Genomic DNA, 24,755 nt, shown 5'->3' on the forward strand with positions numbered 1-24,755 from the left:
ACCTCAGAGTGCATCTCGTCGCGGCTCCGCTGATGGCCCGGAGTGGGGTCTACAACTCGCTCTTCGATCTGATCGAAGAGGCGCGGAACCAGGGGATGCCGTGGACTGGGACGGTCGGGATGCGACCCGGGGCGCCCGGGACGGTCCGCAGCCATGACGCGGTCACTTCGGCCGAGGTCGATCGGCACGGCTTGGCCGTGGTCGCTGAGATTCGCCAGATACTCGCCGCGGATGACAACTACTCGCGCGCCGACTGGGTCATCACACTCATCACGCAGTCCGACATCGCCGTGTTCCTCGACACGCTCATGGGACGTCGAAGCAGGGCGTCCTGGGTGTCGTACATCCGGGGGCTCCCCTGGCCCGCGAAGGGGGAGCAGAGCGAGCCGCGCCGACAGTTGCTGCGTCTCCTCGAGACGGCGTCGTTGCGTCGTGCCCGAGACGTCTGGGTCACCACCGAGACGCTCGCCGAGGACGTTCGCCCGTGGGTCGCACCACTCGTCGTCCGTCCGGGAATCAAGTCGCTGCCCACGTTCAACAGCGGACAGAATGCTTCTGGTCACCTGGTGTGGGCCGGTCGCCTAGACGTCGACAAACGACCTGAGCTGTTCGCAGAAGTCTGCGAGCAGGTCCAACACGACGGACGAATTTTCGGGGACGGTCCGCTGCGGGACGAACTGAACACGGCGAAGTGGGGCTTCTGTAAGGCGGTGGGTTGGGCAACGCCCGAGCAGATGTGGCCGGCGGCATCGATTTACGTGGGCACGTCGTATCGCGAGGCATTTGGCCGGAGTGCGGTCGAAGCGAGCCTTGCGGGGGTTCCGATCGTGGTCGGACATAAGTACGGCGCCGCCCGCATGCTGATCACCGATCCGGACATCGCGGCGTTCTGCGTTGTCGAGTCGGACGACCCGTCTGAGTGGGCGCGGGTGATTCGCCAGCTGCTCGACGACCCCGCCCTGATGGCGCGGGTCGCCGAACACACTCACCGCAATGCTCAGAAGCTGACGATCGACAGCTCGGTCTCGGATATTGCTCTGCGGCTGACAGGTTTGCACGATATGGCCGGCCGGCGCTCAACTCTCAGCGCACACAATTCGAAGGATTGACAATGGCAAAATCAACCAAACCGACTGTGGCAATTGTGGGTACTCGCGGCTACCCGAGCTATTACGGGGGATTTGAAACCCTGGTGAGGAAACTAGCCCCCTTCCTGGCCGAACGCGGATGGAAGGTGATAGTTTACTGTCGACCGGGAGTCGATCGTTTAGACGATGATCCGGATGACGCTGCGGTTGTCCAGGTCTTCTCGGTCGGCGTCGAGAAGAAATCGCTCAGTACGCTTTCGTACGGACTGACGAGCTCGGTTGACGCGGCACTCCGTAACGTCGACGTGGCGCTGGTCATGAATGTCGCAAATGGATATTGGCTCCCCATCCTGCGGGCGCGTGGTATCCCGGTCGTGCTCAACGTCGATGGCATCGAGTGGGAGCGACAGAAGTGGGGTGGCCTCGCAAAGCGAGTGTTCCGCACGGGTGCGGTCTTGACTGCTCATTTCGCTGACCGGATCGTGTGTGACTCTCTCGCCATCCGTGACCGGTGGGTGGCGGAATTCGCACGTGTCGGCTCGTACATTCCTTATGGCGGAACCGAGGACGGCGCTCTTGCCCCGGTGCGAGGTTTCCGTTCGGGACAGTATGTTCTGTATGTCGCACGCTTTGTCCCGGAGAACTCGGTGACGGAGTTCATCGCCGCGGTCGAACGTCTTCCCGACGATCTACAGGTCGTCATAGTGGGTTCCTCGGGTTATGGCGGCGAAATCGAGGCGCGAGTTGCAGCGCTGGCAGATGCGTGCGAAAGTGTGACCTGGTTGGGTCACATTTCGAATGACGATGAACTCCTCGCTTTGTGGCAGAACTGCGGTGCATATTTCCATGGGCACAGTGTCGGAGGTACTAATCCGGCGTTGGTCCAGGCGATGGCGTGTGGAGCTCCGACGGTGGCCCGTGACACCAAGTTCAACCGTGAGGTTCTCGGTGACGCAGGAATATTCACCCCGCCGGATCCCGAAATGATTGCGGAGGCACTGATTGACGTCATGGGCAGTGAGGACACCCGCATTAGGCTGGGCCGCGCCGCCAAAATTCGGCAACAGGAACATTTCACCTGGACCGGTGTGTGCGAAGCCTACGAAAACGAACTCCTCGCGAGTATCGATTCCCCCCGAACGTCCGCGTTGAGCTAGGCGCGAAACCATCGGGGAGGTTTCGATAAGAGGGACCTCACTCGAATCAAGTCAGGTCGATCGGCTCGACAGTCCGAGCCCCCAACCGAGGCAGGCATTGTGAACCAAACTGAAGCTGTAGGCACCGCGTCGACGGGCGACCGTCTGCGGGTGCTGCTCCGCGTGATCCGCGACGGTTGGTGGATCATCGGGCTGTGCGTGTTGATCGGGGGCGCGTCAGCGGTCGGTCTGAGTCTCACCCAGACCCCGATGTACCGTTCGTCAGCTGTTCTGTACGTGACGTCGGGTACCGAGGCGACGGTGCAAAACGCCTACCAGGGCTCGCTGGCCTCGCAACAGCGCGTTGCTTCCTACGTGCGTCTCGTCGACTCCGAAGCTGTCCTGAGTAGCGCGCTGACGGACTCCGGTCTCCAGATGAGTGTCGAAGATGCGCGGGACGCTGTCTCCGCCTACACCTCCGTCGAGACGGTCATTCTGACCGTGAGTGCCACGAATGCCGACCCGGTCGTAGCCAGTGGTCTCGCGAACCGAGTCGCAGAGTCCCTCGTCGGGTACGTTTCCGTTCTCGAGACCCCTAGTTCGGGGGGCGACCCGCTCGCCAAAGTGACGGTGGTGAGCCCGGCGACGACCAGCGATGCTCCGATCTCGCCCCGCACCAAACGAAATCTGGCAGTCGGGCTGTGCGTGGGGCTGTTGCTGGGCCTTCTCATCGTACTGGCGCGTCATCGGCTCGATACGCGCCTGCGGAGCGAGGCCGACGTCTCAGAGTTGCTGCCCAACGTCTCGTCCCTGTGCACTGTGCCGGATGATCCGGCACTTCAGGACAAGGTCCTCTTGGACTTCGCGCCGGCCGGAGCGAGTCCGACAGGCGAGGCATACCGACGCCTGCGCGTCAATCTCGGTTTCATGAGCGTGGACACTCCTGCTCGCCGGATCCTGGTCACGAGCGCGAATCCCGGCGAAGGCAAGACCACGACCGCAGTGAACCTCGCGGCCGCCTTCGCCGAGTCGGGAAACCGGGTTGTGCTGGTCGAGGCCGATCTGCGCAAGCCGTCCGCATCTCAGCGGATGCGCCTGACCAACAGCATCGGACTCACCGACTACCTGCGTGGCAGCGTCGAGAACGTCTCGGATGTCATCCAACGGTCGAACACCCCGGGCGTCGACGTGCTCGCCTCGGGTCCGGTGCCGCCGAATCCCGCGGAATTGCTCGCATCGCAGCGAACCGGCCGCTGCTTCGCGGAACTCGAAGCTCAGTACGACTTGGTGATCGTTGACTCGGGGCCGGTCATGCCCGTCACCGACGCGGTCGAGCTGACCAAGTGGGTACACGGTGTGGTGGTAGTTGTGCGCGCCGGCAGTACGAAGCGAACAGAGCTCCTGTCGACCTTTACGGAACTTGAACGGGCACAGGCGAACATCCTGGGTGTAGTGGTGAACGGTGTCAGCGACCGCGAGCGGACCTACCGGTACGGCTACTACGGAAACGCATCGGATGTGGATGCCCGACACGTGAATCCAGCCACCGTTGAAGCCCGCGCGTCTCGTGATGCCTTGCCCGACAGCCCGACTGACGGTCGTTCGGTCTACCGGTGAGTCGATCAGGGATTTGACGGCGAGTGGTGGGGATACCGGTCGATCGTGCAGCGTTAGAGATAGTAGGGCTTCATGACAGTGATTCTCACCCTCGTGATGGTCGGTCTCGTGTGCGCGGTGACGTATCTCGACCCGCGGTTCGGTCTGGCGGCGGTGCTGATCGGTTACGCCGCATTGCCTTTCGCTGCGCGCGTATCGCTCCTTGGTGTGCATGTCTGTACGGTGCTGACGATCGCGGTGGCATGCACACGTCTGCTGATCCCGGTTCGGCACCTGCCGCCGAAGTCCCGGCAGATCTTGGGCGCCATTCCTCGGGGTGCTGTCGTACTGGCAATCCTATTTGTTGTCGGATCACTCTGCTCTGAACTGATGATCGGGACCAGTCCAGGTGCAGCGATGTCCTTTTGGCTCAACTTCATCGCGGCGCCGGTGCTGGTTTTCGTGATGTGTTGCGATCTCTCCGAAAGGTACGGGGGCTTCTACCGGATCTTGGCGCTCGGATACGTAGTTGTGGCGTGCGCGCAGAGCGTACTTGCCTTCCTGGTGTCTCGCGATCTGGTGACGCAGCCATTTCACGATCAATTCACTCGGCGATTCTGGTGGCGCATCGTAGACGAGGCTAACCGGCAGATGGGTACGATCGATCACCCGCTGGACCTCGGCCTCTTCATTGCGACCGCTATACCCCTTCTCGCGTTGATGCGGCGCACTTGGCTCACGTATCTGGCACTCGTGGTTCTGGTGATCGGGGTGACGCTGACGCAGTCCCGTATCGGTCTCCTCGGGACAGCCTTCGGGATCATCTTCTTGATCGTCAAGAGTTCGGCCACCCCCAGCCGTCGGGTCATCCTTGGAGCGGGAGTTGTGGGCGCCTACTTCGCGCTCAGCGCGGTCGGCGCATTCGATGCAGTGTCCGGCCGGATTGCCGATGACTCGGGTTCCGCCGAAGCACGACGAAATGCCTGGGGGGTGCTGCTGCCGGACGCCGCGAGTTTCTTCCCGTTCGGCGAGGGAATTCAGGGGGTGAAGCCCTATGTCGCTTCTGAATACGGCCTCGAGACCAGCCCTGAGTCCGCGTTTCTTGGATACCTGGTCGGATTCGGGTTGGTCTTGGCACTGTGCTTCTTTGCTGCAGTGTGTTGGACCGTCGTCGATCGACTCAGGGCGGATCGGTCTGTTAACCCGGGGATGGCCTCGGTCTTGATCGCTCTCGTCTCGATCCAGCTGTTCTCGTCGATCAGCACGGGCGGCACAATCAGTGCTTACATTGTGTGGATCTGTATGTTCTTCGCTGTCGCATATCCTGTCGCGAGCCAGCCTGAATCCTTGCATCGAGGCGAAGCGTCGTCTTCGATCGACACAATCAACAAGGCGGCCGCTCCCAGGATTGCCGAGAGACACAAGTACGTCAGTCCGACAGACATGTCACGGAATTGAACCTTGCCGATCGTCGACGTTGGAAGGTGCGGTCCACCCGTCCATTGTGAGAATCCTCGTACGCCTCACGTCCTCGGCGGCTACATCATGCTCTGGGTAGCCGATTAGAATCGGCCTGTAGACGACACTAAATCTCCGCTGCCACGGTCACTCTGGTGTTGGCTCTGCTGCTGACTGGCTCCCTTCCCCCGGGACCGCCGGTTGGTCCCTCTGAAGCAAATCGAGACTAAGTCACGGGCCCGACGTGCCGGAAATGATCAGGTAGGCAATGATGAATCGGTGGCTGTCATTACTCAGACCCCGCGAATCGCGTGGGTCGACGTGGCGAAGGCGTTCTCAATCCTGCTCGTCGTTCTCGTACACACCGTTGTCGAGCTAAATTACTTAGACATCTCGAATCCAGTGGTTGATGACGCAATGCCCATTCTGGGAACAATGCGGATGCCACTATTCTTCGCCGCATCCGGCCTGTTCGCGGCGGGCTGGGTGTCGCGCAAGCCGTGGCGGACGCTAATTGATAAGAAGATCGCATTGCTGGTGTGGGTGTTCCTCATCTGGCAGCCCGTAGTTCTCGCATACAAGCTCGCAGAGATGCGGTGGCTTCCGAACCAGCCCGACAATACGGTTGTCGGGCAGGTCGCGAAATTCGTGGTATCTCCACTTCGGCCGAACGGGGAACTGTGGTTCCTGTGGGCGCTCGCCGTCTTCTTCGTTCTGACGAAGCTCACCTGGCGCTTGCCCACATGGTTGAAGGTCGGCGTCCCCGCCGTCGTCTCTGCGGTGTGGCTCGCCTATTCTGACGACCTCATACCGGAGAGCGTTCTCCGTGCCGGCGGTGACGGGTTGAACGGCTTGTGCGCCTATTACTTCTTCTTCATCTCTGCCGTCCTGTACGCAGATAAGATCAAAGACTTCTTCTCCACCGTGCGGTGGCCGGCCGCGACGGGGATCGTTGCTCTCTGGGTAGTCGTCGAAATCGCTCTGCAGTTTACCGATTTCACGGTCCCCGGGCTGAGCCTGCTCGTCCGTGTGCTCGCGGTCGCGGCGGGTTTCGCTCTCGCCACGATGGTGATGTGGAGCCGACCACTGGCTTGGCTCGGCGCTAACACCCTGCAGGTGTACGTCGGTCACATGGTGTTCGTCGTGATCGCGGCGCTTACCATCAACGCAACCGGTATCGAGCTCAGCGGATGGGCGGGACTCGTCATCCCTGTGGTGTTTGCCTGGGCAGTTCTGGGTGCGATCGCCCTTCATCGGGCGGCGGCCCGTGTCCCGCTGGGCCGGTTTCTGTACGAGCAGCCCGGCTGGTTCGCCCTTCGCCCAGCGGACGCCGACCACCCCAAGCGTCGCCGTGTCAAAGAAAAAGCGCCCGACGTCGAGACCTAGGCTACCGGCAGATTCGTGACCGATTCGCCGTACCGCTGGGCCGATGAGGGTTGGTCGCAGATGCTGGCTTAGGTAAGAGGACCAGGCATACCTACCCGTCCCGGCAGACACGCCACGCCGAGCTGTACCCCGACTGCGCTCATATGCGCGAGGGACGCGACATGTGGGAACTCACGAACGAGATCCGGCACCGATTGGGATGATGACGCTCGGGCCACGTTGCAAAATAGTGATGGAATACATAACCCCCGCGGACGACGGTCTGTAGGTATGCGGCGTCGGCGTTGCTGATGTTGGCCTGGCCGGGCAACCTGCTGGGTTGTAAGTAGCCGCCGCGTCCGACGAGCACCACCAGCGGAGGTCGTTGCCGCCGATCGAGAGAGTCACGAGGCGTGTGGACCACGACAGTGCGTTGATCTGGACGGGCCGGGCGCCGAACGGTGTCGCCTGTCGGCGGGTCGTGACGTCTGCGGTGGTGGCGTTCACGCAGGCAACGGAGGTGTAGCTCATCCGGAGCCGGGAGGCGAGATGCGTCGGGTAGGCGTCTCGAGTACGTCCGCAGCCGTCCGGGTGCTGTGCTGAAGTTGGCGTCGGCGCTGCGGCGCGTGAGTCTCCCAAGGCGACGTAAGCGGGTGCCGCCGGAGCGGTGAGACCCGGTAATTCGACCATCAAGAGAACCAAGATCCGGCAACGAATTGGCGGCGATGTGGTTCGATTAATTTCATCCAACGGGATCGGGAGGCACACATGCGGCGACTCTCAGTTGCGATTTGTGTCGGCGCCGTATTGGCCCTGCTTTTGGCAACCGTGCCGCAGTCTGCGAACTCAGCTCCCCGCGTCCGAGTTGGGGTGGCTTCCATCTCCACCCAGTACGCCGGCGCCGACTTCGCGGGCGAGGCCGAGCAGATCAAGGCGACCGGCGCGACGGCTATTCGAATTCCTGCGAAGTGGAACTTGCTGCAACCGTCGGGCTCAGCCTCCTTCACCTGGACACGCCTGGATTCCGCGGTGAGCGCCGCGCGTTCCAAAGGGCTGTCCATCCTGATGAATCTCGAGGGCCCGGCGCCGGTCTGGGCGCAGAAGCCAGGTGCGAACCCGCTCCTCAACGGAAATTCTCCCGCCGACCCGGCGACTTTCGGTGAGTTCGCGCGGCAGGTCGCACTTCGGTACTCGTCACGCGTGGCGGCGTGGGAGGTGTGGAACGAGCCGAACCTCGCCCACTATCTGATCCCGCCCACCGCTGGAGAGTACGTTCCACTGCTCAAAGCCGCGTTCGGCGGCATCCGAACGGCTGGCGCCAACCAGCCGGTGATCACCGGCGGACTGTCGAGTCTCCGCACCGAAACGCGGGATGTCACCTTCATCTCGGACATGTACGCCCTCGGCGCGAAGCCGTACTTCAATGGCGTTGGCGTACACCCGTATACGTTGCCGTATCCGATCACCGCAGACCCCCGGGCAGGCGACGGCGGGGGAGCAGCCGTTCTGCCCGAGGGGCGGGCGATCATGGTGGCGAATGGTGACTCGACGAAGTCGATGTGGGTGACCGAGTTCGGGCAGCCGACCGGAAACACCCCGGCGTCGACCACCGAAGCTGTCCAGTCCAACATCATCGTCGACGCTGTCAACCGGGCGAACGGCCTGCCGTGGATAGCAGCGATCTTCCTCTTCACCACTCGCGACCTGTCCGCCAACAAGGCGGAAGACAACTCGAACTTCGGGCTGTACCGCTTCGACGGTTCGCCGAAGCTAGTTGTGGGTGCGCTGCAGGAAATCCTCAACTAGAGCAACGGTTCCGCCCTTCCTCGCCAGACTTGTCGTCCGAAGCATTGAAATCCGGGCGATATGTGCGCGCGGAGGCGCAGCTTTGGAAGACTCGGCCTGCGAAGCAACGCGGTGGTCAGGAGTCTGGATGAGCAGCATGAACCGTTGTTCGAGAGTAGCCAAATCGCAGCGAAGTACTACCTGGATTGCTGTGTTGACGGCAGCGATCTGTCTGGTCACCGCGTGCTCCGGTGACGAGGCTGCGGAAGCCCCGCCACTACCTACTTCGGCACAGATTTCGCCCGACGGGGTCCGAGTGGGTCTCGCGGGGTACGAAGTCTCGGCCTCATCTGCGGTGGGGGCCGGCGCTACACTCGCCATCGCTGACGGAGCGGGCGTGGCGCCCGTCGTCGCAGAGGCCGCGTCGTCTTGGCTGGCGCCGATGTCGCCCGCTGTACGTGTCACTCTCGACGGCGATCGCCAGCCGAACGCTCCGGTGCGGTTGTCATACCGCTTGCCGGAAGGCTTCACACCTCCCGCGAGTGCTGTGCCCGTCGCGGTAACCCGTAGCGCCGACGGCACGGTTGATCTGATCGAGGCTCGGATGGAGGGCGAGTCAGTTGTTGCGGACTTACCTCATCTGAGTTGGGAGGTCTTCGCTTGGTTCAAACCAGAGGAGCTCACCAAGAAGCTGATCGAGTACGTCAATCCCATTCTCGGCATCGGATCGCGCAGGCCCGACTGCGAAGGCAAACCGCTGGTGTTCTCCGCTCTCGTCGAGACGGTCTCGCCCGTATCTAACGGCATTGCGTGGTCGTGCATCATGACGACGCCCGGCTCGAACGCAATGGAACCCAGCGTCAGTATTCAGTTGGCAATCAATTCGCCGTTCGCTTGGCGACTCGCCGCGGATCCGCCGGCGCTGAGAGTCGTGTCCGTCAGTACCGACGGAGCCAACGAGTACCTTCGGAGCCTCTACCGACGTGTCGCGGGCAACGCGGTCATCGCCGGACCCGGCGACGTCGTTCGACTCGACTTCGGGCAATACGAAAAGTCGCCGCGGACGGGAACTTTGACAAGAGACCCGTCTTGGGACACCACCGCTCTCAGCGCTTGGGCCTACGAGGAGGCCCTGTCGAGCGCCTTTCCGGGTCCGGCCAAGTTCTTCAACTTCGCGGACGCGCTGATCGACTGCTCGCGAGGGTTTCAAGAGTTCGGACGAATCGCCGCCGACATCCTCGATTGTTCACAGAGCTTTGCCGCAGCGGGCGTACGGATGCTGTTCGGTCGAACGGCGGTCGCTTTCGTGTCACAGCTAGCCGACAAAGTCGGGCCCGGCACCGCCACGACCGGAGCGTGGACGGTGAGCTCCCGCAGCGTGCGCACGTCGAACCCTGAACGCAGCGCCGACGTTGTGCTCGGTCGCGCCGACAACGAGTACTCCGTCGGTTATGGAACTGCGCGCCCCAAGACGTTGTCGCTGAACTCGATGTGCGCCAACACCATCTCTGACATCACCTGGGAGTCCTGGGGTGGCCCGAGTGCCGTTGGTCGAGGACTGGTGTGTGCGCCCGCCGGGTCACCTGACACCGGCGGCCCGTCCACCATCACCGCAACGGACATCGGTGATTGCTTCGGTGAACGGGCGTATCGCCGGGTCCTCGTCAACGGTGAACTCGCTTGGAACGTCTGCAGTGGCGGATAATTCGCTCTAGGCGTGTTCGGTCGGCGTTCGCGTCACATCTCCCGTCCCGGCCCCGCAAATCCGTTACGGCGTCCAGTAGCCGAGTGCCGGCTCAGGGTGTGGCGAGCCGTGTAACTGGCGTGGCGGGGGGTGGTTTCGACACGGCTCCTCGCTCCGCTCGGTGCCGGCTCAACCAGCGGGGGGCGGCTGTCTGTTTCGCTCGGTGCCGGCTCAACCAGCGGGGGGCGGGTGGCTTCGACACGGCTCCTCGCTTCGCTCGGTGCCGGCTCAACCAGCGGTTGGTGGGTCGTCACCTGCTCAACCAGCGGGGGCTGGGTCGGTGCCGGCTCAACCAGCGGTTGGTGCTGGCTTCGCATCGCGCTCGACGGGCGATTGATGGTGACTTCGATGTCACCGGTGGTCGGGCCGTCGGGGACAGTGTCGAATCCCTCCACATCAGACATGCCACCGCGTCGCCTGTGGAGTATCAGCGCGATCAGTGAGCCCGCGAGTGCGCCGCCCACCGCGCCGATGCCGAGGAGTATCGGGTCGATGAGCTGCTCACGCACGGCGCCTTGGGTATTCGGGTCGACGACCACCAGGCGCAGCGCACCCGGACCGCCGCTGGTCGGCTCCTGCAGCGCGGTGACCGTACCGACGAGTTCCTGTGCGAGGGCCGTGGACAACCGCTCCGCGTCGGCCGACGTCGAGTTCTGGACCGAGACATCGAGGATGACGGTCTGCGGCGGGACGCTGACCGAGATCTCGGAGAGGAACTGTGGCAGCGAGATGTCGACTCCCGACCTGTCGATCGCCCGCTGCGCGACGGTGGGATCGGTGGCCAGCACCGCGAATGTCTGGATACTCGCGCGGGCCGCCTGATTGCCCTGGTAGGCCTCCAACATGTCGGAGGTGCCGGTGGCGATGTATGTTCGGACGGTCGCCACGTAGGTCTGGGGTTGTAGCAGCGAGTACCCGATGGCCGCGATGAGACCGATCAGGGTGAATGCCACGACGAGCATCCATTTCGCGGCAATGACATTGAGGACTTTCATCGGAGCTCCATCTGTGACTCGGAGGGCACCTCGTGACTGCGCACGGGTGGAAGGGATCGGGGCGAACGGTGGTGGTACAGGAAGTACGGGAGGAGTGCCGCGAACGGCGCGATGCCGAGGAAGTACGGGACGTACACCGCCTCCAGCGAACTGAGGGCGAGGATGGTGCTGAAGTAGGCGAGCAGATACGCCCGTGTGGTCCCGTCGGTTGTCTGGACCACCTTGACGACGGCGGCCAGGACGATCAGTACGACGCCCCAGACCCCGACCGAGAGGAGAATCTCCAGCCAGCCGTTGTGCGGGGAGTAGTTGGCCTTGAACAACAGCGACGCGCCGGACTCCACCCAGAACGCCGGGTTGTGGCCGAAGAACCACTGGTCGGGGATCTCCCGCAGCGCCTGGTTCCACAGATAACCCCGCAAGCTGTAATCGGCGTTGGTGTAACCGATGTAGAGCGGGAACAGCGAGTAGACCGCGCTCGCCACGAGTGCGAGACCCAACAGCAGGTTGCGCACGCGAGAGGTGATCGACGGGACGGCCAGCAGCACCCCGAGCACACCGGCCACCGCGATTCCGCCGAATGCCGTTCGGCTGCCGGCCAGCAGGCCGATCAACATGACCCCGGCGACCGCGGCGAGCACACGCCACATGGCCACGCGATACACGGCGAACGGCAGCAGTGCCGTGATGGTGATCCCCGCGAGGTTGCCGTTGCCGGCGAACGGTGAGGTGAGCACCGCGCCGAGATCGGTGCACTTGTCGATCCGACATGCGCCGACGACTCGAGACGAGTTGAACAGCACCGAGACCAGCAGGATCGCCGTCGTCGCGACGAGGGCGATGCGGGCGGACCTGGCCACGTCGTCGAGTTCGAAGGATCGGTAGCGGAACACGAATCCCACCAGCAGCGCCATCGACATCAGGAGATTGACGATCCGACCCGACCCGTCGACGATCATGGCCGCGCACGCGTACACCATCAGTAGCGCGAGAATCGCCGCCGAACCGTCGATGCGGAAGCCGTGGTTGGCCACCGCATGCAGTGCGGCCGCCACGCTGATCGCTGCTGCGGGGCCGTACAGCAGGACCGCGAAGATCGCGCCGGCGGCGTCGGCCGACGACCACAACGCCGGGGCCACGGCGTAGATGACGATGACCGGCCACGCCGTCAAGGCGAACAGCCAGCTGCACAGGAACCGATCGACATGCTGAGCCCACTGCCTGTCGTAGGCAACTGCGACGAAGAGTCCCAGTGCCACCAGCAGCGTCGCGAAGATCATGGTCATGACGCCCACAACTCGCGGAACGACGCCGGACTCGTGCCCGGGGCATCCTCGTACAGTTCCCAGGTCGCCCAGCTGCCGCCGAACTCGGCGATGCGGTTGTCGGTGAACACGATCGACGTGGCGTCGGGCAGATAGACCTTCGCCCGATCCCCGTCCAGTTCGATCTCGAACCGGGCCGCGTCACGATCGAACGCGGTCCGGTAGGTGCCCTGGCCCAGGATCGTCTGTCCGGCGTCACCCGCCTGCCAGATCGCATACGACCATCGCGTCCGGGTCGCGACGAAGTGCACCGCGGCGTCCGGTGCTGCGTCGGACTCGTTCTGCGGGACCGGCTTCGCGCTGACGAGTAGGGCGATCGCCCCGGCATCGTCTCCGGTGAAACTCACCGTAGCGCCGATCCGGGTGACCCGGACGGGCGAGAGGTCGGTCGAGATGTACGACGCCGCACCGGATGCCGACGACGTGCCGTGCAGCAGACGACCGTCCGAGACCCGGAGCGGATGGCTGTTGCGGCCACGTTCGACGGCGACGAATCCGGGAGGCACGGCGGCCGCGGTGGCATAGTCGACGTGTACGGCGGCGCCCTGCGCCGACGCGACACGATCGTCGGATCGTTCGGCCTGAGCCGCGGTATCGCACGCCGAAACCAGGGCGACGACAGCGGCGGCCAGGAGCGCCAGTGCCGTCGTCGTCGACAGCCGGGACTTGGAGGTCGGAACCATCAGAATCCCTCGACCTCCCGCACCGGCGTCATGTACGACGACCGGTACCACCACTTGCATTCGGGGAGGTCGCGTCGCCATCGCGCCGGAGCGCCGGCATACAGCCCGGCATCGCCAGTGGCGGAATCGGTCGACGCGGTCACCACCGAGCCGGCGGCGACGAGCGAATAGGGCGGAATGGCAGCGTTCTTGAGGATGAGGCAGGCGGTCGCCGTGAGGCTCCGCTCGCCGATCGTGATCGTGCCGATCGTGGTCCGGTCCTCGACGATGTCGATCTCGTGGGACTGCAGGAGACTCCGGGTGCCGCCCACCGCGCTGTAGGGCCCCATCTCGATCCGGCCCGAGCAGTCGAAATAGTGACGGTTCGTGACTGCGGCCTGTTCAGCCATCGACAACACCCCGGCGCGGTCGCTGAACTTCTGATACGACGGCGCGGACGTGAACTGGTTCAGCCGCCCGATGAAGTTGTCCTTCTCGAGTTCGACTCGTGCCATCTGCCGAAACATGTTGAACGGGGCGATCACTCCGCGGTCTCCGATACGGAACGGTCCGCAGCCGAGCACGAGGTTCGGTGCCAGGCTGACGTCGTGTCCGATGGTGTTGCCGAGGGCACGCAGCGCTGCGTTCTTCGCCTTCGACGCGGGGAGCAGCCAGACGATCAGGCTGAGCCACTTGTTGGGTCGCTTCATGGTGTCCTCCAGACATCAGTGGGCGGTGTGGGGTGGGGGAGTGGTCGGTCGGCGCGGCGTCGGGTGAACATCACGGCCAGCGCCAGTACGGTCAGACCTGCCAGGGTCGCGAGCAGAGCGTTGCGCAGCAGCGCATCCGGGAATGTCTGGCCGGCATCGGCCGGCCCGAGCACGAGCGATGCAATCGGCGCGGGTGACTCGAGTTCAGCCAGGGCGGCCGTGAATTCACGTCCGACGCCCATGGCGGCAGCTTCGACGGTGCGCGCGTCGTCGCCGCGGACGGTGAAATCCATGATCGTCGTCTCGGGTGGGGCCGTGATCGACACCGCGCGGCGGAGGTCGGCGGGACTCATCGCGATGTGGTGGGTGTCGATCACCCGACGGAGGAAGTTCTCGCTCGTGACCAAGGACGAGTACGACTCGATACTCCGCGTCAGGAGCATCGTGGGTGCGGGATCGAAATCCTCCGGCAGTTGCAGTGCGTCGCGTTCATAGGTGAGTACGACGCGCGACGTCGCCTGCACCGTGTCGTGTTGAGACGAGTACGTGAGCATCCCCATCGTGAGGATCAGTACGAGGCAGAAAATGACTCCCAGAGCGGTCACCACGCGGCTGACCCGCCCGCGATCATGAGTGGCTCGCAGCGGGCTCATGCGCACTTGCCTTTCCGCGCGAGACCTTCGAGTACGGGCGTCATGTGCTCCGCGATGAGGGCATGCCCCTCGTCGGTCGGATGACGGTGATCGGCACCCACGATCGAATGGTCGCGGGGGGCGGAGTACCACCCGGATCTGTTCGGATCGATGAAGGAGACGCCGTGCCGCTTCGCCGCGTCCGCGAGCAACCTGTTGGCGCGCAGATAGTCCGGGCCGATCGGGCCGTCGTGGATCCAGGAGAGTCCGACGATCATCACGCGCAGGTCCGGTCGAGCTTTGCGCACGGCCCGGATGGTGTCGTCGACCGCGTCGCGGTACTCCTTCGACGGATGCGAGAGGTCGTTGCCGCTGCCGACGAGCACGATCGCCGACACGTCGGGCGTGAGCAGTCGTTGCGCCTCGGAGGCGAACGTGGTGTGCCGGATACCGGTGGTCAGGTACCCGGCGCCGCCCCGGCCGGACACCCGCAACAGCACGGGGCATGTGCCCGGTCGGGCGTCGGACAATCGGCCCTGGGCGATGCGGGTCCAGTTCGAACTGCCCTTACCGCCGTATGTTGTTCCCTCGGTGAAGCTGTCGCCGACGACGAGGATCTTCACCGCTGTGCCGGCAGCCGCTGCACCCGCGACCCCAGCGCCGTTCGCCGACCGCGACGCCGATGCGACGGAGGTGACCTCGACCCCGGCGCTGTGCGCCGCGGTGTTGGTTGCGGGTTCGCGGGCGACTGCGAAGGCCACTCCGGCGGTGGCGGTGAGAATCACGGCGGTGACCGCCAGAAGTGCTTTTTCCCAATGAGTTCGGACGAGTCGGGTCATTCTCCCACCTTCGTGGACGTCGGAGAGCAGGGCAGCGAGTACGAGGAGTTGACCGGCGATGGGTGCGAGCCAGATCGCGCCGACGTGGTCGAGAGCGCCGGCGAGGAGCAGGAGGGCCAGGGTGGCCCCACCACCCAGGACGATCGCCGCGGTCACCGAGTCGGGGCGTCCCGCGGCGATGTGCTTGGCGCTGATCGCCTGCGAGAGCGACGAGATCCCGGCCGCGATGATCACGCCGGTCAACAGCAGTTGAGCGGGTTCGTATTTGGTGCCGACGACGTGCACGACGGCCCAGGCGGCCGGCCATGCCGCGAGGATGACGACGACGCAGTAGACGATGACGAGGTTCCGGTAGCGGCGGTAGATCCGGTCGAACGTCGACGCGTCGTCGACGGTGCGGGCGAGTTCGGGGACCGCAACTGTCGACAGCGCGGCGGACAGCAGGGTGAGCGGCCCGGTGACGCGTGTGGCCATCGCGAAATAGCCGACGGTCAGCGGGGTGGCGAAGACGGCGAGTGCCGAGACCTGTAGCTGTGCCAGTGTTCCCGACATCGCGAGCGCCCAGTAGCGGACGGTCTCCGCACCGGGCCGGCGGAGTTCACGGATGGCGCGCCGCAGTCCCCGGACTCCGATGGGAACCGCGGGCACCACCAGTGCGGTCACCGCCGTGCACGAGAAGATCACGGCTAGTGCGGCGGGATCGAGGCCGGCACCGGACAGCGCCAACCCGCCCCACACCACGAGGGGTACGGCACGCTGGACGACGACGAGACAACTGGCGGCGGTGTGCGCATGGGTGCCGGCCAGGAAGCTCTGTGCGAAGTTCTGGACGGTGTCGGAGTAGGCGAACAGCACGCCCGCAACGACGATCACGGGCAACCCGACGAGGAGCAGACCCGCCACGGCGACGAGGAAGACGCTGGACACCGCGACGGTGTGCGCGACGTACAGAGCTGCGGCGGTGGGGGTGTCGTCGGATGCGCTGACACGCATCACCCGGATCGGTGCACCGAAACCCGCGGCGAGGCCGACCACCACGCCGAGCGTGTACGCGAGGATGTACTGCCCGAAAGTGTCCACGGGCAGTGCTCTGGCCAGGAGCAGCAGAAAGACACCGAGCATCGCGGAACTCGCCACCCGGGCCAGAATCCGTACGGTGGCGTCGGTGCGCAGCCGTTTGCCGGCGTGACCTCGCTCAACGGCGGAGGACACCGCGCAACCTTCGATAGCCCGGCGTCAACCGGATGCGGAACACGAGGAACGAGACGAGTTGCTCGGCGGTGCCCAGGAGGCCCAGCAGGCGTTCCGTCGGTGACGTCGCATATCGCAACCGCAGTCGGAACGACTCGGCGAGGAAGGTCCGCCACAGGTTGGCCGATTTCGAGGCGTCGTGAAAACGCAGCGCGCCAATCGGAACCGGCATCGACTGCTGTTGTGGCGCGGCTTCGGCGATACGGAACTGCAACGAGTAGTCCATCGTGCAGTGCAGATGCTTGTCGAACCCGCCGAGCGACTCCAGATAGTCGCGGCGGATGATCACCGACCCGGAGAACGACGCGCACGTGGACCGTCGCAACAGGGTTCGCGTCTCGATGGGTTTGCCGCGGTACGTCCCGACCACATCACCGGCCGCCCGGAGTAGTTGATGATCTCCGGTGAGCACCGTCGCGCCGGGTGACTCACGAATCGCGGCACGGATGGCGACAAGCGCTCCCTCGACGAGCACGTCGTCGGCGTTGAGCCAGAGCACCCACTGTCCGGTGGCACGCGCCAGCGCTCGGTTGAGGGCGTCCGATTGACCCTCGTCCGCCTCGATCACGGCTTTCACCCGCGGGTCCGTCTCGGCGAGAGCGGCGATGAGGTCCTGGGTTCCATCCGTGGAACCGGCGTCCTGGATGACGATCTCGTCGTGTGGACCCAACTGGCGCAGCGCCGACCGGATCGCCGGCTCGAAGTGAGCACCCGGATCGAAGGACGGAACGAGGACGGAGATGCTGACTGTCTCCACTCTGTCCGCCGTGTCGGTGAGCTCAGCTGACCGCATCGTAGTGCTCCTCCAGTTGTTGTGCGATCGACGTGATGCCCCAGTGCTGTTCGACGGCGCGCCGCCCCCGCAGTCCCTGCGCGCGCGCCCGGTCGGGGTCGGCGAGGAGGCCGGTCAGGGCCGCGGACAACGCGTCCATCGAGTCGTCGACGACGAGACCGGCGTCGGCATCGGCAACCAGACCGGCGAATCCGCAGGTGTCGGTGACCACCACCGGCAGCCCGGCGGCCATCGCCTCGAGGACCGACATCGGCAGCGGTTCGTGGATCGACGGGAGAACGTAGATCGTGGCCTGTGCGAGTCGACCGGCCACCCGGTCGGTGGCGATCGGCGGCTCGCGCCGGACGCGGTCGGCGACCCTGGCATCGTGCGTCGCGCGGAAGGTGCGCAGCACCGCGTCGACGGCCGGCCCATCGCCCTCGTCGGGTCCGATGATCGTGAAGCGGGCCGCGAATCGCGGCGCGAGGTCGGTGGCGACGCGGGCGAAGGCGACCGCTCGCTTCCGGGGATGCAGCCGGGCGAGGAAGAGGACCTCGGGTAGTCCGTCTCGCGGGGCTGTCGAGACCGCGTCGGGCAGCGGCACGCCGTTGCCGAGGTAGGAGTAGCGGGGTGCATCGCCGACCGCCGTTCGCAGCTTCCGCAGCTCGACGTCGTTGAGATAGAACGCCGTTCGAGCGTCGCGCACGGCCGGGATCGTGAGGGTCCGGTCGATCACCTGATAGGGCAGCGACGGCCGCGGATTGATCATCCCGTGTGTCTGCACATGAGTCGGGACGTTGCTCCTCGACAGGAGGCGTGCGGCGGGAAGGGTCACGAAGTCACGTCCGAGGTGGACGTGGGCGACGTCGAAAGTGTCTGCGTGCGCCCGTATCCAGCGCAGCATCGACGGCGCGACGATGCGTGAGCAGCTGTGCCCGCGGCCGACGGTTCGCGTCGGGAACGTGTGGACACGAACACCCGGCACGTCGGGGATCGACGCCGGCCCGCCGCGTGAGCCGGCGATCAGCGTGACGTCGTGTCCCCGTGCGGCCAGCGCGCGGCTCTGGTTGACCGCGACGGTTGCGGGCCCGCCGAATTCGCCGGTCGGTGACAGGAGTGTGAGTACCTGCAGGATCTTCATGGCCGGCCGCCTGACGTCGTTCGACGCGACTTCGCCGAGATGGACGGGATCACCACGGCGCCGGCCGGAACCCGCGTACCGGGTTGCAGCACAACACCCTTCAGCACCGTGACCCCGTTGCCGAGGTGGCATCGCTCGCTGAGGACCACCGACTCGCTCGTGCGGGTGAAGGTGGGCGAGCGGTGATCGTGCCCGCCCGAGCAGATGATTGTGCGTGGACCGAGTGAGCAGTCGGCGCCGACCGACACCGGTTCGGGATTGATGATCCACACATCGCGGTCGATGCGGACCCCGTCGTCGAGGTCCAGCTTCCAGGGAAAGTGGACCCGGAAGCTCCGGTGGATGTCGCACCTGGTGCCCACCCGCGCGCCGAAGGCGCGTAACACGGAGGAGCGCATCAGCGTGCCGCCCACCCCGCTCCGGAGCACGGCACCGACACCCAGCCATGTGACCATCCACACGCGATTGCGGCCGCGATCGGACTTGTCGACGATGTAGTCGCGCAGGCGGCGGGGTTCCAGTTCGGCCAGGATCTCCGAGCGTGCGGTTGTCGTGGTCGGCGTCGTCACGGTCATACCCGCACCGAGGCATGGTGGGACAGCTTGTGCAGCCACATCTCGAACCTCTCGACGGCGGCGTCGGCGCCGAGGACTTCGTGCGAATACCGCTCGCCGGCCTCGCCCATCGTCTGGGCCGCGGTGGTGTCCGTGGCGACCCGTGTGATCGTCGACAGCAGCGCGGCGGGGTCGCCGGCCGGGACGACGACTCCGGCGCGCGAGCGTCGGACCTCGGCAGCCGTGATCCCCTCCTCGGAAACGGCTGCCACCACCGGGATTCCGTAGCTGAAGTAGGTGGTGAGCTTGCTCGGCAGGGACATCTCGACCACGCCGGGTTTCTCGTTGACCACCAGGACGTCGGCGGCGGACAGCATGAGGTGGAACCGGTCGTCGGGCAGCGAGTCGACGAACGTGACGTCCGCGCAACCGCGTGCACGGTCTTCGAGGTGTCGACGCTGGTTGCCGTCCCCGACCAGATACAGGTGGACCTTCCGCGCTGCCGCATCAGGTGATTCGGACACGAGGCGGGCGGTCTCGACGAGATTCTCCAAGCCCTGCTTCTGACCCATGTTGCCGGCGTGGACCGCGACGATCGCATCGTCGGGAATGCCGAGCTGGGCCCGCGCGGTGTCGCGGGGCGCGCGTGGCTCGTGACGCACCTGCGTCCAGTTGCGGACATGGGTCACCACCGCCGGGTCGACGCCGAGACGGTCGACGATGATCTCGCCGAAGCGCGGGTGCACCACCGCCACCTCGTCGGCGGAACAGAGGGCGAACCGCTCGAGTCTGCTGACGAGGCTGCGACTGAGGTTGCCGCCCGCGGCCGCTTCGCTGACCGCCTGGCTGTACAGGTCGTGAACCCAGACCCCCATCGGCGACAGCGTGCGGCGTCCGACCTTGCGGCGCATCATCACCAACGCCGACGCGATGAGCGGCGGACTGGCCATGACGGTGACCGCTTCGGGGCGCAGATGTGCGACGATGGCGCGCAGCCCGAACTCGAGTTCCATCCGCGAGCGGGGCACCAGCGCAGTGCCTTCCGGGATGCTGTGCGGTACTCGCACCACGATGACCCCGTGATCGACGACGGTGGACGTGTAGTCCGACATGTCACCGTCGAGCCGCCACTGCGGATAGTGCGGATAGCCGGTGATGACGCGCACGCTCCATCCGCGGGCGGCGAGGCGCCGGGTGATGTCGGTGACGTAGGGCGCGATACCGGTGACCTCGGGGGCGTAGTTGATCGCGATGAAGTCGACACACTTGCGGCCCCCGGACCGAACCGGGGGCTCGACGTCTCCGCTCACCGGGCCCGAAAGGCGTCCGATTCGATACGATGGGGATCGTGTTAGCTCAGTTGTCATCGCTGGCTTGGCCTTTCGTGATGCGTGCGATCGGGTGGGTGTTCGTACCCAATTCGCTTCGCCTGGCGGTGCTTCGGGTGTTCGGTGCGCAGATCGGTCGCGGTGTGTTGATGCGGCCACGCGTACGGGTGACCAGTCCGGCACGTCTCGCGATCGGCGAGGACTCGTGGATCGGCGAGGGCGTGACGCTGGACGGCGCCGGTTCGATCCGGATCGGCGCGAACGTCGTGCTGTCCCAGGCCGCGGTGTTGCGGTGTCCGGCCGATGCGCACGGGGAGCTCGTCGTCGAGGACGGTGCGTGGATTGCGTTGCGTGCGCGGGTGACCGGCCCGGTGACGATCGGCCGACGCGCCGTCGTGGGCGCCGCTGCGGTGGTCTCCCGGGACGTCGCGCCCGGGACGGTGGTGGTGTCGTCGGCGATCACCGATGACTCAGATCCGGACATCGCCGGCCCCGACCTCTGAGTACCGGCCCGGCTCCGGGTGGTGCGCCGCCCGGTACCACTCGACCACGTCGGCGACACCCCGTTCGAGACCGATCGTCGGCCGCCAACCCAGTTCGTAGATCGTGCTGACGTCGAGCAGCTTTCGCGGTGTCCCGTCGGGCTTGCTGACATCCCACTCGACTGCGCCGTCATAACCCACGGCGTCGGCGACGATCTCGGCGATCTCGGCAATCGAATGGTCTACCCCGGTACCGATGTTCACCTGTCGCGGGTGGTCGTGATGCTCGAGCAGGTGCAGGCAGGCCTCGGCCATGTCGTCGGCGTGGAGGAGTTCGCGACGCGGCGTCCCGCTTCCCCAGTTGGTCACGCTCGGCGCGGCCCCCCGGCGCGCCGACTCGTAGCGTCGGATCATCGCCGGCAGCAGGTGACTCGTGTCGCCGGAGAAGTTGTCGTTCGGTCCGTACAGGTTGGTGGGCATCGCGGAGATCCAGGGCAGTCCGTACTGACGTCGCGTGGCCTGCACCTGCATGATCCCGGCGATCTTGGCGACCGCGTATGCATCATTGGTCGGTTCCAGGGCGCCGGTGAGCAGCGCGTCCTCCCGGATCGGCTGCGGGGCGAACTTGGGGTAGATGCACGACGACCCCAGGAAGAGCAGGCGTTCCACGCCGTACGCGGCCGCCGCATCGAGAACATTCACCTGAATGCGCAGATTCTCGGAGAGGAAATCGACGGGCCAGGTGTTGTTGGCGGCGATCCCGCCGACGCGGGCAGCGGCCAGGATCACGACGTCAGGTGTGTTGTGCGCGAAGAACTCGAAGACGCTGTGCCGGTCACGGAGGTCGAGCTGACGGCTGGTCCGCCCGATGATGTCGGAGATACCGCGGCGGCGCAGCGCACGCACGAGAGCCGAACCGGCGAGGCCGCGGTGGCCCGCGACGTACACCGAGGTCAGCGGGTCGAGTGGGCCGGGCTCCCAGCCACGTCGTCGAACAGATCGAGTCATGACGCGCGACTCCAGGCGAGGAGATGGGGAGTGTCGATCCATTCCGTGCCTTCGCATTTCAGGGCCGCGATGTCGGCATCGACCATGATGCGGGCGAGCTCAGGGGCGCGGACCGCAGCTCGCCACCCGAGGTCCAGTTCTGCCTTCGACGCGTCGCCGATCAGCGAGTCCACCTCAGTGGGACGTAGGTAGCGTTCGTCGAAGACGACATGGTCGCGCCAGTCGAGGCCGGCGTGGTCGAAGGCGTGCTGGAGGAAGTCGCGGACGGTGAAGGGGACGCCGGTCGCGAGTACGTAGTCGGAGGGTTCGTCGGCCTGCAGCATCCGCCACATGCCTTCGACGTACTCCGGTGCGTAGCCCCAGTCGCGCACCGCGTCGAGGTTGCCCATGTAGAGGTCCTTCTGCACACCGGCCTTGATCCGGGCGACGGCACGGGTGATCTTGCGGGTCACGAATGTCTCGCCACGACGGGGAGATTCGTGGTTGAACAAGATGCCGTTGACCGCGAACAGACCGTAGGCCTCGCGGTAGTTGCGGGTGACCCAGTACGAGTAGACCTTCGCCGCGCCGTACGGCGAGCGCGGGTAGAACAGGGTGTCCTCGTTCTGCGGCGGGGGAGACGCGCCGAACATCTCCGAGCTGGACGCCTGGTAGAACCGGCAGCGGATCCCGGCCTGGCGCACCGCCTCCAGCAGTCGGACCGAGCCGATGCCGGTGGTGTCACCGGTGTGCTCGGGCTCGTCGAAGCTGACGCGGACGTGTGACTGCGCGGCCAGGTTGTAGACCTCGTCCGGGTCGATCGACGCCAACAGGGTCACCAGTCGCGCTCCGTCACTGAGATCGCCGTAGTGCAGGAAAAGACGGGCGAACGGGTCGTGCGGGTCCTGATAGAGGTGGTCGATCCGGGCGGTGTTGAACGACGACGAGCGTCGGATCAATCCGTGTACCTCATAGCCTTTGGACAGGAGCAGCTCGGCGAGGTAGGAGCCGTCCTGACCGGTGATCCCGGTGATCAGGGCCTTTTTCATGATGCTTCCTTCGAATGGTGTCGATCCGTGGTGGTGGTGCGGAGGGTGATCGGACGCGGCGGTCAATAGGCGCCCCGGCGGGACAGGACCGCACTCGCGGTGCGCCAGAGAATGGCGAGATCCGAAGTCAGCGACCAGTTTTCGACGTAGGAGAGATCGAGACGCACCGAGTCCTCCCACGACAGGTCGCTGCGTCCGGAGATCTGCCACAGGCCGGTCATGCCCGGCCGGACGAGCATGCGCCGCCGGACGACCAGGTCGTAGGATTCGACTTCCTCGCGCAACGGCGGGCGCGGACCGACGAGGCTCATGGTCCCGCCCAGCACGTTGAACAACTGCGGCAGCTCGTCGAGGCTGTAGCGCCGAATGATCCGGCCGACGCGGGTGACCCGCGGATCGGTGTGGAGCTTGAACAGGACCCCGTTCCCGTCGTCGCGGACGGCGAGACCGGCACGCATGGTGTCGGCGTCGACGACCATCGACCGGAACTTCCACATGACGAACGGGGTGTTGTCGGTGCCGATGCGTTCGGCGCGGTAGAACACCGGACCTCTGCTGTCGAGCTTGACGGCCAGTGCGCACAGTACGAGCAGCGGCGAAAGGACTACCAGCGCAACCACTGTCAGGACCTTGTCGAAGGTCTGCTTCAGGAAACGGTTGGCGCCCTTGTACCGCGGACGATCGATGTGGAGCAGCGGGAGTCCCGCCTCGGGCCGCACGGTGATCCGCGGACCGGCGACGTCGATCAGTCCCGGGGCCACGAGCATCTCGACGTCGCAGTTCTCGAGTTCCCACGACAGTTCGCGCATCGCCCGGTGTCCGAGAGCGTCGGCAGACGTGACCGCGACGGTGTTGGCGCCGCAGGTGCGGACCAGTTCGGGAGCGCGGTCGTGGCCGGCGAAGACCGGGACGTCGGCGCCCCCGAGGTGGGTCGCGAGTCCGGAGAACCGCGGTGTGGCAGCGGCGCCGGGCACATCGGTGAGGCAGACCCCGACGACCCGGTAACCCAGAGCGGGATTCTCGTCCAACCGATCGATGAGTGCCCGCGCGGACGCTCGCGAGCCGACGACCAGGACCGATCGGAGGTATCGTCCGGTTTCGCGGCCCAGCAAGAGATGTCGTCGCCAGCCCCATCGTCCGGCGACGAGCATCAGGGTGCCGGCCGGCAGCGCGATGGCGATGAAACCGCGGGCAATACCCAGTGCGAAGGCCACGTCGGCGATCGCCCAGACGCCGAAGCATGCGAAGCACGCGCTCAGGACACGGTGATACTCGACCGGCCCGGCGCCGAGAATGCGCGGGTCACCGGACTGGGTGACGCGCAGCGCTGTCTGCCACCCCACGATGAGGGTGACGGTGACCAGGAGTGCGGGGATACCGTCGCGTCCGATCGGCCGGAACGGGTCGGCGCCGAACCGCAGGAATTGCCCTGCCAGGACGGCGATCGAGATGAGCGCCAGGTCGGTCCAGGCGACGTGGCGCGCGTACGCGACCAGCCATCGGTGCCGCGTCGTCGGCGTCGCGTCAGGAGCACGCTCCGTGCCGATTAAGGCACGCGTGACCCGGTCGATGGGAACGCTCATGTACTCCCCCTGAGTGAAACAAAAGGCGAACGGCCGGTGTATTCGAGCGGCCCACTGCCTTGGCAGATCGGAACACTACAACGCATTCCGCGCCATTCACATGGTTTCTTTTCGACGTTGTTCCGGTCTATGGCACCGCATTGTCGAGAAAGTCCGGTAAGTGGGACGAATGACTCAATGCCCGACGTCGGGTCGATTCATCTGTCTTGGTCAAATCGGCCCGGAGACGTTTGTCACGTGATTCTTGTCGACTGTCTCGAAACGCGATCAGCG

At 65.3% G+C, this 24,755-nt stretch carries 22 protein-coding genes; 8 read left to right on the forward strand and 14 right to left on the reverse strand.

Annotated elements, in window-relative coordinates; all coding sequences use genetic code 11:
- The first annotated feature begins 8 nt into the window (after positions 1 to 8).
- From B1818_RS17550 to B1818_RS17570, 5 genes are all read left to right on the forward strand, one after another.
- Positions 9 to 1,109, forward strand: a complete 1,101-nt coding sequence (locus B1818_RS17550; protein ID WP_254859739.1) for a glycosyltransferase family 4 protein — start codon at positions 9 to 11, stop codon at positions 1,107 to 1,109.
- Between the two features lie 2 nt (positions 1,110 to 1,111).
- A complete protein-coding gene (locus B1818_RS17555; RefSeq protein ID WP_078113488.1) occupies positions 1,112 to 2,245 on the forward strand; it encodes a glycosyltransferase in 1,134 nt (377 codons plus the stop codon).
- Positions 2,246 to 2,344: 99 nt separating this feature from the next.
- Positions 2,345 to 3,841 (forward strand): polysaccharide biosynthesis tyrosine autokinase, encoded by a 1,497-nt coding sequence (locus B1818_RS17560; protein ID WP_078113489.1) that lies wholly within the window; start codon positions 2,345 to 2,347, stop codon positions 3,839 to 3,841.
- 72 nt (positions 3,842 to 3,913) lie between these two features.
- Complete coding sequence (locus tag B1818_RS17565) at positions 3,914 to 5,278, forward strand: O-antigen ligase family protein (protein WP_078113490.1); 1,365 nt, start codon at positions 3,914 to 3,916, stop codon at positions 5,276 to 5,278.
- 279 nt (positions 5,279 to 5,557) lie between these two features.
- The gene (locus tag B1818_RS17570) at positions 5,558 to 6,664 is read left to right on the forward strand and encodes an acyltransferase (protein WP_176455952.1); all 1,107 of its coding nucleotides are present in this window, start codon (positions 5,558 to 5,560) and stop codon (positions 6,662 to 6,664) included.
- Positions 6,665 to 6,835: 171 nt separating this feature from the next.
- Here the strand turns inward: B1818_RS17570 and B1818_RS17575 are convergent, their stop codons facing one another.
- Entirely contained in the window at positions 6,836 to 7,333 is a 498-nt protein-coding gene (locus B1818_RS17575) for a GDSL-type esterase/lipase family protein (protein ID WP_254859741.1), read from the reverse strand.
- Positions 7,334 to 7,411: 78 nt separating this feature from the next.
- Between B1818_RS17575 and B1818_RS17580 the strand changes: the two genes are divergently transcribed.
- On the forward strand, positions 7,412 to 8,449 hold the full coding sequence (locus B1818_RS17580; RefSeq protein ID WP_078113492.1) for a cellulase family glycosylhydrolase: 1,038 nt from the start codon (positions 7,412 to 7,414) through the stop codon (positions 8,447 to 8,449).
- Positions 8,450 to 8,825: 376 nt separating this feature from the next.
- Complete coding sequence (locus B1818_RS17585) at positions 8,826 to 10,133, forward strand: hypothetical protein (RefSeq protein ID WP_139363045.1); 1,308 nt, start codon at positions 8,826 to 8,828, stop codon at positions 10,131 to 10,133.
- A gap of 32 nt (positions 10,134 to 10,165) precedes the next feature.
- Here the strand turns inward: B1818_RS17585 and B1818_RS17590 are convergent, their stop codons facing one another.
- The 10 genes from B1818_RS17590 to B1818_RS17635 are packed head-to-tail and all read right to left on the reverse strand — an operon-like array spanning position 10,166 to position 20,363.
- Complete coding sequence (locus B1818_RS17590; RefSeq protein ID WP_078113494.1) at positions 10,166 to 11,167, reverse strand: YveK family protein; 1,002 nt, start codon at positions 11,165 to 11,167, stop codon at positions 10,166 to 10,168.
- Positions 11,164 to 12,453, reverse strand: coding sequence for an O-antigen ligase family protein (locus tag B1818_RS17595; protein WP_078113549.1), 1,290 nt, complete (start codon positions 12,451 to 12,453; stop codon positions 11,164 to 11,166). Before B1818_RS17595 ends, B1818_RS17590 begins: the two co-directional genes overlap by 4 nt.
- A complete protein-coding gene (locus tag B1818_RS17600) occupies positions 12,450 to 13,175 on the reverse strand; it encodes a hypothetical protein (RefSeq protein ID WP_078113495.1) in 726 nt (241 codons plus the stop codon). Before B1818_RS17600 ends, B1818_RS17595 begins: the two co-directional genes overlap by 4 nt.
- Entirely contained in the window at positions 13,175 to 13,864 is a 690-nt protein-coding gene (locus tag B1818_RS17605) for a hypothetical protein (RefSeq protein ID WP_078113496.1), read from the reverse strand. Before B1818_RS17605 ends, B1818_RS17600 begins: the two co-directional genes overlap by 1 nt.
- Complete coding sequence (locus tag B1818_RS17610; protein ID WP_078113550.1) at positions 13,861 to 14,517, reverse strand: hypothetical protein; 657 nt, start codon at positions 14,515 to 14,517, stop codon at positions 13,861 to 13,863. The genes B1818_RS17605 and B1818_RS17610 overlap by 4 nt, the downstream gene beginning before the upstream one ends.
- Positions 14,514 to 16,547, reverse strand: a complete 2,034-nt coding sequence (locus tag B1818_RS17615) for a GDSL-type esterase/lipase family protein (protein WP_078113497.1) — start codon at positions 16,545 to 16,547, stop codon at positions 14,514 to 14,516. The genes B1818_RS17610 and B1818_RS17615 overlap by 4 nt, the downstream gene beginning before the upstream one ends.
- Positions 16,531 to 17,379 carry a glycosyltransferase gene (locus tag B1818_RS17620; RefSeq protein ID WP_078113498.1) on the reverse strand — a complete coding sequence of 283 codons (849 nt, stop codon included), beginning with the start codon at positions 17,377 to 17,379 and terminating at the stop codon, positions 16,531 to 16,533. The genes B1818_RS17615 and B1818_RS17620 overlap by 17 nt, the downstream gene beginning before the upstream one ends.
- Entirely contained in the window at positions 17,366 to 18,499 is a 1,134-nt protein-coding gene (locus B1818_RS17625; RefSeq protein WP_078113499.1) for a glycosyltransferase, read from the reverse strand. Before B1818_RS17625 ends, B1818_RS17620 begins: the two co-directional genes overlap by 14 nt.
- On the reverse strand, positions 18,496 to 19,074 hold the full coding sequence (locus B1818_RS17630; protein ID WP_078113500.1) for an acetyltransferase: 579 nt from the start codon (positions 19,072 to 19,074) through the stop codon (positions 18,496 to 18,498). The genes B1818_RS17625 and B1818_RS17630 overlap by 4 nt, the downstream gene beginning before the upstream one ends.
- Entirely contained in the window at positions 19,071 to 20,363 is a 1,293-nt protein-coding gene (locus B1818_RS17635) for a glycosyltransferase family 4 protein (protein ID WP_254859743.1), read from the reverse strand. The genes B1818_RS17630 and B1818_RS17635 overlap by 4 nt, the downstream gene beginning before the upstream one ends.
- 77 nt (positions 20,364 to 20,440) lie before the next feature.
- Between B1818_RS17635 and B1818_RS17640 the strand changes: the two genes are divergently transcribed.
- The gene (locus B1818_RS17640) at positions 20,441 to 20,884 is read left to right on the forward strand and encodes an acetyltransferase (protein ID WP_254859745.1); all 444 of its coding nucleotides are present in this window, start codon (positions 20,441 to 20,443) and stop codon (positions 20,882 to 20,884) included.
- Here B1818_RS17640 and B1818_RS17645 read toward each other — a convergent pair.
- The 3 genes from B1818_RS17645 to B1818_RS17655 form a co-directional block, all read right to left on the reverse strand.
- On the reverse strand, positions 20,852 to 21,871 hold the full coding sequence (locus B1818_RS17645; protein WP_078113502.1) for a GDP-L-fucose synthase: 1,020 nt from the start codon (positions 21,869 to 21,871) through the stop codon (positions 20,852 to 20,854). The genes B1818_RS17640 and B1818_RS17645 overlap by 33 nt on opposite strands.
- Positions 21,868 to 22,899 carry a GDP-mannose 4,6-dehydratase gene (gmd, locus tag B1818_RS17650; RefSeq protein ID WP_078113503.1) on the reverse strand — a complete coding sequence of 344 codons (1,032 nt, stop codon included), beginning with the start codon at positions 22,897 to 22,899 and terminating at the stop codon, positions 21,868 to 21,870. The genes B1818_RS17645 and gmd overlap by 4 nt, the downstream gene beginning before the upstream one ends.
- A 62-nt stretch (positions 22,900 to 22,961) precedes the next feature.
- Positions 22,962 to 24,482: a sugar transferase gene (locus B1818_RS17655; RefSeq protein ID WP_078113504.1), complete on the reverse strand. Its 1,521-nt coding sequence runs from the start codon at positions 24,480 to 24,482 to the stop codon at positions 22,962 to 22,964.
- Positions 24,483 to 24,755 lie beyond the last annotated feature (273 nt).

Source organism: Gordonia sp. IITR100 (assembly GCF_002009645.1).
In the GTDB taxonomy this organism is placed as follows: Bacteria; Actinomycetota; Actinomycetes; order Mycobacteriales; family Mycobacteriaceae; genus Gordonia; species Gordonia hongkongensis.